Origin of the sequence: Paenibacillus sp. LC231 (genome assembly GCF_001860525.1) — a bacterium.
Lineage (GTDB): Bacteria > Bacillota > Bacilli > Paenibacillales > Paenibacillaceae > Paenibacillus_AQ.
Genome location: NZ_JFOM01000006.1, coordinates 171,314 through 183,704, shown reverse-complemented (window position 1 = coordinate 183,704; position 12,391 = coordinate 171,314). Strand labels below are relative to the sequence as shown.

The 12,391-nt window shown below is 50.4% G+C and carries 9 protein-coding genes; all 9 read left to right on the top strand.

Annotated features, from left to right (window positions below; genetic code table 11):
- Positions 1–214: 214 nt before the first annotated feature.
- Positions 215–1,573, top strand: coding sequence for an MATE family efflux transporter (locus tag AK95_RS03715; protein ID WP_071218591.1), 1,359 nt, complete (start codon positions 215–217; stop codon positions 1,571–1,573).
- A 198-nt stretch (positions 1,574–1,771) separates the two neighbouring features.
- Entirely contained in the window at positions 1,772–3,406 is a 1,635-nt protein-coding gene (locus AK95_RS03710) for a response regulator (RefSeq protein WP_071218590.1), read from the top strand.
- Positions 3,407–3,411: 5 nt separating this feature from the next.
- Positions 3,412–5,241 (top strand): cache domain-containing sensor histidine kinase, encoded by a 1,830-nt coding sequence (locus tag AK95_RS03705; protein WP_162487519.1) that lies wholly within the window; start codon positions 3,412–3,414, stop codon positions 5,239–5,241.
- Positions 5,234–6,235: a substrate-binding domain-containing protein gene (locus tag AK95_RS03700; RefSeq protein WP_071218588.1), complete on the top strand. Its 1,002-nt coding sequence runs from the start codon at positions 5,234–5,236 to the stop codon at positions 6,233–6,235. The genes AK95_RS03705 and AK95_RS03700 overlap by 8 nt, the downstream gene beginning before the upstream one ends.
- Before the next feature lie 171 nt (positions 6,236–6,406).
- Positions 6,407–7,459, top strand: coding sequence for a galactose ABC transporter substrate-binding protein (locus AK95_RS03695; protein ID WP_071218587.1), 1,053 nt, complete (start codon positions 6,407–6,409; stop codon positions 7,457–7,459).
- A gap of 116 nt (positions 7,460–7,575) precedes the next feature.
- Positions 7,576–9,108: a sugar ABC transporter ATP-binding protein gene (locus tag AK95_RS03690; protein WP_162487523.1), complete on the top strand. Its 1,533-nt coding sequence runs from the start codon at positions 7,576–7,578 to the stop codon at positions 9,106–9,108.
- Positions 9,086–10,105: a galactose/methyl galactoside ABC transporter permease MglC gene (gene mglC, locus AK95_RS03685; RefSeq protein WP_071218584.1), complete on the top strand. Its 1,020-nt coding sequence runs from the start codon at positions 9,086–9,088 to the stop codon at positions 10,103–10,105. Before AK95_RS03690 ends, mglC begins: the two co-directional genes overlap by 23 nt.
- A 296-nt stretch (positions 10,106–10,401) precedes the next feature.
- Entirely contained in the window at positions 10,402–11,472 is a 1,071-nt protein-coding gene (locus tag AK95_RS03680) for a Gfo/Idh/MocA family protein (protein WP_071218582.1), read from the top strand.
- 3 nt (positions 11,473–11,475) lie between these two features.
- On the top strand, positions 11,476–12,315 hold the full coding sequence (locus tag AK95_RS03675; RefSeq protein WP_071218580.1) for a sugar phosphate isomerase/epimerase family protein: 840 nt from the start codon (positions 11,476–11,478) through the stop codon (positions 12,313–12,315).
- The last annotated feature ends 76 nt before the right edge of the window (positions 12,316–12,391 follow it).

Genomic DNA, 12,391 nt, shown 5'->3' with positions numbered 1-12,391 from the left:
GTATGAACCGTTCTGACCTTAGTGACTTAGTTTTGTTAGTGGTTTTGATGATAAATATGCAGAAATTTATGTTCTTTCATGATAAGATACACAAGAATACAAACGACCCTCACCCATTATAATGTTTTCAAGGCACTGCTCTATAGGCTTTATAGCGTTATATTATCTAATAAATATATAGAGGAACGTTTAGTGACGGCATAGGAGAATCTACATGAGAGACATGACGCAAGGAAGTCCGATCAAGCTGATCATCATGTTTACGATCCCGCTTTTAATCGGAAATATTTTTCAACAATTTTATAATATGGCGGATACCCTGATCGTTGGGCGCACCATTGGTGTGAACGCACTTGCGGCCGTTGGCTCGACGGGCAGTATTTTGTTTTTTGTTATTGGCTTTGCCCAAGGCTTGACGGCAGGTTTATCCATCATAACGGCGCAGCGTTTTGGCGCCAAGGATATCGCGGGCGTTCGCAAAAGCGTGGGAACGAGTATATGGATTAGCCTTGTATTCACGGTTTTTCTGACCATTGTGAGTGTCATATTCACGAGGCCTGTCCTCGTCATGATGAACACGCCGGCAGAAATCCTGGATGATGCCTATTCGTACTTAATTGTCATTAATTGGGGTGTTGGGGCAGCCGTCCTGTTCAACTTGCTGGCGAACTTGCTCAGAGCGCTTGGGGACAGCCGGACACCGCTTCTATTCTTGGTAGTCGCAAGCATTCTGAATATCGTACTCGATCTGTTATTTATTCTCGTATTCAAGATGGGAGTAGCCGGAGCAGGGCTTGCCACGGTGGTATCGCAGCTATTCTCCTGCCTGCTCTGCTTGTTATACATTCATAAAAAGGTTCCGCTTCTGCAGTTCAAGAATGCCGATTGGTCCATCGATTGGACATTTATACGCCGGCATATGTGGGTCGGTTTCCCGATGGGCTTCCAAGCCTCCATCATTGCAATCGGTGCCATCATTCTTCAGATTACGCTTAACGGTCTTGGGGCAACAGCCGTAGCCGCATATACTGCTGCTCAGAAGATTGACATGCTCGCTACGCAGCCCATGAGTTCCTTTGGCATTACGATGGCGACTTTTGCGGCCCAGAACTTCGGTGCGAATCGCATAGACCGAATTAAGCTTGGAGTTAAACAATGTATATGGGTCTCGGGATCTTTCAGCATCGCCGTGGGGATGCTGGTTATATTCGCGGGCCCTGCAGCCGTCAGCCTCTTTGTCGGTCAAGGACAGGAAGAATTGCTGTCCCTTAGCAGGCTGTATTTCTTATCGAACGGAAGCACCTATTTGCTTCTGTCGCTGTTGTTCATCTACCGCTTCACGCTGCAGGGACTGGGACAGAGCTTTATCCCAACCGTAGCCGGCATCATGGAACTGATTATGCGGGTATTGGCTGCCATCTTCCTGACCGCGCAGATCGGGTTCCTCGGCGCAAGCCTGGCGAACCCGCTGGCTTGGCTCGGAGCCGTCATCCCGCTCGGCATTGCCTACTACCTGAGCATTAAAAGGTTAGGCACGCCTGCTAATCCCGTCTCCATACCGGCCCAGGCGTAAGGATTTTATACAATCGAGTTCAGAACGAATCATGACTTAACGAACAGAAATCACTCTGTTGTTCAAGAGCCATGCATTCGTTCTTTTTTTTGCCTCAAAACAGCGTGTAAATGATGCATTCCAAATTTGGATGGGCCGCGGTAAGATCACATTAGATTCTTTTAACTAATTTGACAGATTAGAACAGGAGGGGTTGCCTTGTACAAAGTGCTGTTAGTGGACGATGAAGCCGACGTAAGAGAGGGACTCGTGCAGGAAATCCAGTGGAAAGCCTGCGGATTCACGATCGAGGGAACGGCGGAGAACGGGAGAGAAGCTGTGGAGCTTGCGGAGCGATTGGAGCCGGATGTTGTCATTACCGATATCAGTATGCCGTTTCAGGATGGGCTCCAGTTGGCCTCATGGCTCAGAGAGTTTCAGCCGCTGTGCAAAATTGTGATCTTAACCGGATACGATGAATTTGATTATGCCCGTCAAGCGATTACGCTCAGCGTGGACGAGTATATGCTTAAACCTTTCTCAGCCGAAAGCTTTATGGAGCTATTGAGGAAGATCAAGGACAAGATCGATTTGGAGGTTGCAGAGCGCGAGGATGTGCGCCAATTGAAGGAGCATTACCGCACGAGCCTGCCATTGCTTCGAGAATCGTTTCTTGCGTCGCTGCTCACCCGGAAATTACCCCGCTCGATTATTGAAGAGAAGATTCGAAATTACGAATTATCTTTGAACGGAGGTTGTTACCTTGCTGCGGTTATGGCCTTATATCCCGCTTCTGTTGATAAGGAGCAAACCTCATCAGCCTCCCTACGCCATTCTGGAGACTTGGATTTAATGCTGCATGCCATGCTGAACATCGCTAAGGAGCTTCTGGATCCCTTATCTATTGTAAGCGCATTCATATATCAGGACAGCATTGTGCTGCTGATTGCGAATGATGAGAGGGAGGAAGAAGCTTGGTTTAGCGAGCTGCAGGTGACACTTGACCGTTTATTAAAAAGCATTCTTCATTATTTGAAGCTGCCGGTTACGATTGGAGTGGGCTCACAGGTGGGGAATCTAACAGACCTGAAGCTTTCCTACCAGGGTGCGCTGCTGGCGCTCGACTACCGGTTGATTTTTGGTGCCGAGAAAGTCATTTTCATCGATGATGTCGAGCGTCCGAGACCGGAGGGGGTTCGTCTGGATGAATTAAAGGAGCAAGCGCTGATCCGCAGTCTAAAGCTCGGAACCGAAGAGGAATTGACCGAAGCCATTTCGCATATATTCGATGAACTCATTGGCGCCTCATGTACCATTCAGGACGTTCAGGTATACCTTCTGGAGGTTGTAACGGCCGTCTTGCGATCGGCCAAAGAATCCGGGGTTGAGATCGAGGCGTTGTTCGGTTCAGGATTTCAGCTGCATGCGGAGATTTTTAAGTTTTCCGGATTACAGGAGGCTAAAGCCTGGCTGCAGGACATTAGTTTGACCATACGAAAGCATATTGCCAGCTCCAGGCAGCATGCGTACAAAGACATTGTGGAGAAGGCACTCCAATATACACGGGAGCATTACGTTGATTCGGAATTATCTCTGCAGAAGCTGTGCATGCAGCTTCATATTAGTACAGGCTATTTTAGCGCTGTGTTTAAAAGAGAAGTCAAAATGACCTACGTGCAGTATTTGATGCAGCTTCGGATGGAAACGGCTAAGGAGCTTCTTCGATCATCGGATCTTAGAGCTTTCGAAATCGCGGAGCGTGTCGGATTTGCGGATCCGAATTATTTCAGCTTCTGCTTCAAGAAGTTGGTCGGCATCTCGCCCAAGGAATACCGGACACAAGCGAGGGGGTAGATCTGGTGAAAATCGCGTATGCCAAGCGGAACTCGATTAAACCAACCATTCAGCGATGGATTAGGCGATTTCGCGCACACAGCATTCAATCGATCATCATGTGGTCCTTCTCGGCATTTATTTTGCTGATCGTGATCGTGGTAGCCGTTCTGTTGTTCAATAAATTCTCCCGATCGGCGGAGCAAAGCGTGTTTCTGAATGCCCAGCAAATCGTGGATCAAGTAAGCTATAATCTTGAGGATTATGTGGACGGGATGGCACAGCTGTATCGGGCCATTGAGGAAAACATGCTCGCGGACGGGCAATGGGACGATGAGCAGGTTACTCAACAGCTGAACATCATCATGCGAAGCCGGGATGACATCGTCTCCATCGCGTTATTTAATGAACAGGGCGATATGCTGAGGAACCATCCGGCTATGCCGGTTAAGGCCAGCGCGCGGGTGACGGAACAAAGCTGGTTTCACTCGGCCATGAGAGTCTCCAACCATCTGAGCTTCTCACTGCCGCATGTGCAGAATTTGTACGACCATACATTTAAATGGGTTGTCACGATGAGCAAAGGAATTACGGTTGTTCATAACGGGGAGCCAACATATGTCATTCTGCTGGTAGATATAAACTTCAAGAAAATCGATGAGCTAAGCAGCCGCATTAGCTTGGGTAAGCGGGGATATGCGTACATCATCGATGAAGGAGCGGGAAACATCGTGTATCATCCCCAGCAGCAATTAATTTACATGGGGCTTCGAAATGAAAGTGTTGAGCGGGCACTTACTTCCTCTGACAGCTACATTGATGAATCGGATGGGGTCAAGCGGCTGAATACGGTGAAATCAGTCGTTAATATAGGATGGAAAATCGTTGGGGTTTCCTATTTGGATGAAATCATGACCACAAGAGAAGAGGTCAATCGTTATCTGGTTCAGGTCGTGGCGATGGTTCTGGTGCTTGCCATCGCAGTTTCCCTGATTCTCTCGGCTATGCTGACCCGCCCCATCCGCCGGATGGGCAGAACGATGAAGGCGGTGGAACGTGGCGATTTCAATGTGGAGCTCCCGATGCAGGGGCCCCTGGAAGTGGTACAGCTGTCCAGCCGGTTCAATCTGATGCTGGATAAGATCAGGCAGCTCATGAAACAGATTGTGAAAGAGCAGGAATCGAAACGCAGATACGAGCTGGAAGCCTTGCAGGCTCAGATCAACCCGCATTTTTTATATAACACCTTGAATTCGGTTGTCCGCATGGTGGGCATGAGCAAGAAGGAGGAAGTCATAACGATGATCACTTCCTTGTCGAAGCTGTTTCGTTTGAGCTTGAGCAAAGGGAAGACCTCCATAAGCGTCCGTGAGGAGCTGGAGCATGCAAGGCATTATTTGACCATCCAACAGATGAGATATAAACAGAAATTCGATTTTATGATCGAAGCGGATGAGACAGCGCAGTCCTGCTACACGCTAAAGCTTGTGCTTCAGCCCTTAATCGAGAATGCCATCGTACATGGCATTGAATATATGGTGGATCAAGGACATATTCACATAACGGCTGCTATACAAGGCGATCTATTGGAGATGACGGTTAGGGACAATGGAGTCGGAATGTCTCCCGAGATGCTTGAAAGGATATTAGAGGTTGAAGCGCTGCGACAACATCCGGCTCCATTTATCAATACGGCAGGCTCCGGCGTGGCCGTTCGAAATGTTCATGACCGGATCCAATTATATTATGGGCACCGTTACGGTCTGGAATATGAGAGCGAGCTTGAAGAGGGCACGACCGTTCGCATACGGATACCGATTATTCACGAGCCAGGGGAGGAGCGGGAGCATGATTAGCATGCAGCGTGTGTTATGGATACCGATTGTACAGAAAGGCCGTCTTGTTGTACTCATTCTATCCTTGATCTTCTTAACATCGTGTTCATCAGACGCAACCATAGATGAGAATGAGCCCAAACTCCGGCACATTGCACTCGTGGCTCCCATACACGCCGAAGAGCAGGGGGATGCCATCCGATTAGGCGCTGAGGCGGCTGCCAAGGTATACGGAATGGTGCTTGATTATATCCCGCTGGAGCCTAGTGACGATGAAGCGGAGCAGCTGCAAGCTGCATTGGAGGTGCTGGAGAAAGGTTCCTCCGCGATTCTGATCGATCCGGCATCCGAAGCCGTACTGTTGAAATTAGGTGATCAGGCATCAGCAGCTGATGTCCCCATCATTGCTTTGAATGATGAGCGAATGACCACAGGTGTCCTGTCCGCCATCGCAATCCATAATGAGGCGGCCGGACGCAAGGCGGGTGGACAACTGGCCGACTTACTTGGCGATCGGGGAGTTGTCGCCATACTTCGATCCGACAGGGAGGATCCCGACCTCATTGCCCTCGAAGAGGGAGCCAAAAGCGTATTGTCGGGAATTAGCGGGATTCAGATAGCGGACGGGGCAGCATGCGGCAAACGTGAAGATGCATGCTGGCAGGCGGCCAAGCAGCTGCTGGACCGGGAATCGGTTGACGGGATACTGGCACTCGATATTCAGGCCTCCTTGGGAGCGGCAAAAGAAGTCGCAAGACGGAACGTTCAGGGGAAGATCAAGATTGTCACCTTCGGAAGCGACCTGGAGCAGCTTCAGCTTCTGCAGGATGGCATCCTTCACAAACTCATTGTGCAGAACGGATTCAGCACGGGATATCTGGGAGTAGAACAGGCTGTGAAGGTATTGGATGGTTCGAAATATGATAAGCCGATTGTGCTTGAGACCAAGGTGATTGATGCGGACAACATGTTCTGGATGGATAATCAGAAGGTTCTGTTTCCATTTGTGAAGTAAAGAAATCGCGAAACTTAGAGGCAAAGTGATGAGAATTTTGCTAGAAAGCATGAGGATTTTGAATTCGAATGTCAGGAGCATTGCGGCATAATGGCGGTAGACAGTGCGATATGGCGCAGGAACGCCGTATCCGTCACTGAAAATTCGAATGAAACAGGGAGGTCAACCCAGGTGAAGAAAAAATGGCTGTTAATCCTTATAGCCGGCATGATGCTGACCACGGCGGCATGCAATAACGGCGGGAGCAGTTCAACCGGCAGCGAAAGCAAGCAAGATGAGGCGGCAGGCGGCAGCACACCTCAAGTCGGGGTGGCAATTTACAAGTTCGACGACACGTTCATGACAGGCGTTCGGAACGCGATGTCCGATGCAGCGAATGGCGTAGCCAAACTGGATATCGTGGATAGCCAAAATGCGCAGCCAACCCAAAATGAGAAAATCGATCTGTTCATTTCGAAGAAATACAGCTCCATGATCATCAACCCGGTGGATCGGACGGCCGCCGGCGTCATTATCGATAAGGCAAAAACTGCGAATACGCCAGTGGTATTCTTGAACCGGGAGCCGATCGCGGAAGACATGAACAAGTGGGATAAGGTGTATTACGTAGGGGCAAAAGCGGAGGAATCCGGAACGATTTCGGGTCAGCTTATCGTCGATTATTGGAAGGCCAATCCCAAGGCGGACAAGAACGGGGATGGCAAGCTGCAGTATGTATTGCTGCAGGGTGAGCCGGGGCATCAGGATGCCGAGCTGAGGACCAAATTCTCCGTTCAGGCGATTCAAGATGCCGGGATCGAAGTCGAAGCGCTAGCGGTGGATACCGCCATGTGGGACCGCGTGAAGGGACAGGAAAAGATGCAAGCCTTCCTTGCATCCCATGGCGACAAGATTGAAGCGGTTCTGGCCAACAATGACGATATGGCGCTCGGTGCCATTGAAGCATTGAAAGCGGCGGGTTACTTCAGCGGCGACAAGTATATGCCGGTCGTGGGTGTAGATGCGACAGCTCCGGCCATTCAGGCGCTGGAAGACGGCACGCTTCTCGGCACTGTACTTAATGACGCCAAGAGCCAGGGTAAAGCTTCCGTTGCGATTGCCGCAGCGCTATCCAAAGGAGAAACGCCGAACAAGGACAACACCGGATTTGATATTACCGACGGCAAATATGTATGGATCGCTTACAAAAAAATAACGAAGGACAATATCGCCGACGCGAAATAATAGCAGGGTTATGGGAAGGGGCAGCAGCTATTCGTAGCGTTGTCCCTTTATATTGGGCTTTTTTCACCCGGCCTGCGAAGGAGGTATTCAAGGTGGCGGAATCGTATGTGCTGGAGATGCGGAATATTTCGAAGGCGTTTCCAGGCGTTCAGGCATTAAGCGACGTAACGTTCAAGGTGAGACCCGGAACCGTGCATGCGCTCATGGGCGAGAACGGGGCAGGCAAATCAACGCTGATGAAATGTTTATTCGGCATCTACAAGCCTGATGAAGGGGACATTTATTTAAACGGCAGCAAGGTAACCATCAACAGCTCCAGGGACGCATTGAATCACGGAATATCCATGATTCATCAGGAGCTTCATCCCGTGCCTCACCGCAATGTGATGGAGAATATATGGCTGGGAAGATTTCCGATGACGGGTTTCTGGCCTCTGAAATTCGTGAACGAGAAACAGATGGCAGAAGATACGCTCCGCCTGTTCCGCGAGCTTGATATCGATATCGATCCCAGGGCAAGAACAGGAGCGCTGTCTGTATCCAAGATCCAATCGCTTGAGATTGTCAAAGCGGTGTCTCATCACTCCAAGGTGATTGTAATGGATGAACCGACCTCATCGCTCACCGGAAATGAAGTGGAGCATCTGTTCAGCATCATGAATAGGCTCCGTTCGCAAGGGGTGTCGATCGTCTACATTTCGCACAAAATGGAAGAAATCCTGCGCATATCCGATGACGTGACGATTATGCGCGATGGTAAATATGTGGGGACTTGGCAGGCCGGCGAGCTGACAACCGATTTGATTATCACCCGCATGGTGGGACGGGATTTGACGGATCGCTATCCGGAACGGGTGAACGTTCCCGGCGAAACCCGGATGCAGGTTCGCCAATTAAGCTCCACGAATCCAAAATCGTTTCAGAATGTATCCTTCGAGCTAAGACGGGGAGAGATCCTGGGCATCGGCGGCCTTGTCGGCGCACAGCGGACGGAATTGGTTGAAGCAATATTCGGACTACGTCCTGTGGCTTCCGGAACTATATCGATCAACGGGAAGCCGGTAAAGATCAAATCACCATCGGACGCCAAGAAAAATAATATGGCGCTGCTGACGGAAGAGCGCAGAGTTACCGGCATATTCCCGGTGCTCTCGGTCTATGAGAATACCGTCATTGCCAATCTTCGCAGGTATCAGAATTGGGCGTTTCTGTTAAATGAACGCAGAGGAATCCAGGATGCGCGAATGAACGTGGAGCAGCTTAGAACGAAAACGCCCTCGGTCCATACCCAGATACGGAATCTGTCGGGCGGGAACCAGCAGAAGGTGCTGCTGGCAAGATGGCTTCTGACCGAGCCTGAGATCCTTCTGCTGGATGAGCCGACCCGTGGCATCGATGTCGGCGCGAAGTTCGAGATTTATTCCATCATTACGCAGCTAGCCAAGCAAGGAAAGAGCATTATTATGATTTCCTCCGAAATGCCCGAGCTGCTCGGAATGTCCGACCGAATCATGGTGATGAGTGAAGGGCGGTTGACGGGAATTCTGGCAGGGCAGGAAGCAAGCGAAGAGGAAATCATGCGGCTTGCCGCACAGCAGCGGTCAGCCGATTCGGGAGGGGAAGTCGATGAATACGCAAACCATCGGTAAGGTTAAAGATTATTTGGCGCAGCGCGCTATATTCGTAGTATTAATATTGCTTGTTATCGGGATTGCCGTCGCAGATCCCAACTTTCTGGCGTTCTCCACGCTCCGGGATATTTTGCAGCAATCCTCCACCCGATTAATTATCGCGCTTGGCGCGGCGTTCATTCTGATCACCGGCGGGGTTGACCTCTCCGCAGGACGCGTTGTCGGATTAACGGCGGTCGTATCGGCTTCCATGCTGCAAACGGATGTATACGCAAATCGCTTCTTCCCGGACCTGCCTCAAGTAGCGGTTGTATTGCCGATCCTTATCGGTATTGCAGCGGGACTTATCGTTGGGTTCATCAATGGTTTCATCGTAGCCAAACTGCATGTGCCGCCGTTCATAGCGACACTCGGTACGATGGTCGGCATATATGGCGTCAACTCCATCTATTTTGATATGGAGCCGAACCAATCCCAGCCGATTGGCGGCTTAAGACCGGACTTTACCGTGTGGGGCAGCGGCTACATCGACTTCGGGGGTGGGTATTCTCTCCCTTACATCGTCATTATCGCCGTCTTCGTTGCACTTATCTGCTGGGTCATTTTCAACAAGACCCGTCTCGGCAAAAATATGTATGCGATTGGCGGCAACGTGCAAGCGGCGCATGTATCGGGGATCAATGTAGCCCGTAATCTCATAGCGATCTACGCTATTTCCGGTGCGTTGTACGGCATCGCCGGCGTACTGGAGGCTGCGAGAACCGGCGGCGCGACGAATAACTACGGCAATATGTATGAACTGGATGCAATTGCTGCATGCGTGGTTGGAGGCGTATCCACTGCAGGAGGCATCGGCACAGTACCGGGCGTGATGGCCGGGGTTCTGATCTTCGGCGTCATCAATTACGGATTAACCTTTATCGGTGTCAGCCCATACTGGCAATTGATTATTAAAGGGCTTATTATTGTAGCAGCGGTCGCATTTGATATTCGCAAATACATGGCAAAAAAATAATAGCAAAAAGAGCCGCTGGAATATATCCTGCGGCTTTTGTAAAGATATCAGAAAGTATAAACTACGAAGCACGGGCCTACCTGATATCGCAAGAAAAACATCCTCTAACCGCGGTCTGTCTTCTGAGAAAGTACGTCGATAGACGTTTTTCTTTAGATATCAGGAAGTATAAACTACGAAGCACGGGCCTACCTGATATCGCAAGAAAAACATCCTCTAACCGCGGTCTGTCTTCTGAGAAAGTACGTCGATAGACGTTTTTCTTATAATCATCCATTACAGGAGGTGCTGATTTGATGATGGATAAGATGGAATTAAATATCGGCGTGCTGGGCTGTGGCCCCATATCGCAGTACGGACATTTCGAGGCTTGCCGGAGAGCGCGCAATGCCAGGCTATACGCGATATGCGATGTCGCGGAGGATTTGCTGAGCCGCATGGCTGAAATCCACCAGCCAGCCAAGATCTACAGCGATTATGATAAAATGCTCGCCGATCCCGATGTGGAGGCTGTCATCATTGGCATCGCGGATCAATTTCACGTGGAAGCTGCCCTTAAAGCCATTGCAGCAGGCAAGCATGTCCTAGTGGAGAAGCCTCTTGGCGTCAACGTAGAAGAGTGTGAGGAATTGCAGCGGAAGGCCGGGGCTACCGGAAGTGTTGTCCAAATCGGAAATATGAAGCGCTTTGACCCGGGCATCGCATATGCCAAGCAGTTTATTGATCAAGAAATGGGTGAGATGCTGGCGCTGAAAGCATGGTACTGCGACTCAACCTACCGGTATACGGTCACCGAGAACGTGCAGCCCATGGTGCAGCTTAGTCCGAATGCTTTAAGGCCGGAGGGCAATCCGAAGCTGGATAAGCTGCGTTATTACATGCTGACGCATGGCAGTCATCTGGTGGATACGGCTCGTTTTTTAGGCGGAGAGATGGAAAGCGTTACGGCGTGGAACACCCAGAAGTTCGGAGCGTACAATTGGTTTGTCACGGTGCAGTATGCCTCGGGCGCTATAGGACATCTGGATCTTACGGTTGCCGTTCGGATGGACTGGCATGAGGGCTTTCAGATCTACGGCGAACACGGAAGCGTGATTGGCAAGACTTATAATCCTTGGCTTTTTAAGTCCAGCGACGTCGAGGTATTCTCGGCACGGGATGGTTGTTATCATCGTCCGCTCGGGGAAGATGCCCATTTCTTCAAGCTGCAGGTTGAAGGCTTCGCGGATACGATTCTGGAGCAGGCACCCATGCGAGGGGCCAATCTGGAGGATGGAGTGGCTGCTATGCGTGCCATGGCGGCGGTTGCGCGATCGGTGGAAAGCGGGGATACGGTGAGGCTGGCTGACGTAACGGGAGGTGTATGACGCATGAGGCTGGGCATTTTCTCCAAGACGTTTGAAAGGCCGACATTGGAGGGGAATTTGGACGCAGTGAAAGCAACCGGACTGAGTGTGATCCAATTGAATCTTTCCTGCGCGGGTCTCCCATCACTGCCGCACGAGATCGATCTTGAAACAGCGGTGTATATAAGAGAAGAATGCGAGAAACGGCATCTACATATAGCCGCCGTATCCGGAACCTTCAATGTGATTCACCCGGACCGGCAGAGATTGCGGGGTGACATCCGCCGATTTCGCCACTTGGCAGCTATGTGCCATTCGATGGGAACGTCGGTCATTACCCTGTGTACCGGCACAAGGGATAAGGACAATATGTGGAGGGCACATCCGGACAACAAATCACCGGAAGCGTGGGATGACCTGCTTACGACCATGCATGAATTAGTGAATATCGCAGAGGAGTTCGAGCTGGAACTGGCTATTGAACCTGAGCCTGCCAATGTAATCAGCGATGCCGTCAAAGCCAGACGGCTGCTCGATACGATGGATTCTTCCCGGTTAAAGATCGTTCTGGATGCAGCGAATTTGTTCAGTCCGACTGAGAGGAGGCCCCTGGCAGAAGTTATCGATCAAGCATTGTCACTGCTCAGCGCACATGTCATTATTGCGCATGCCAAGGATTATTCGACCGTAGACGGACTCCATTATACGGCTGCAGGAACCGGTGAACTGGATTATAAAGCTTACATGAAATTGCTGCACTCTTATCATTTCAAGGGTCCGCTGATTCTTCATGGCCTGCATGAACGTCAGGTGCCGCAAAGCGTCTCTTATCTGAAGTCCCAAATCACAGCGGCCATGTTATGACACGAATTTCAACGTAATGACAGCAGCATCTATGAATGTTATGGGTTTCTTTGTTCATCCTCATCGAATCTTCACA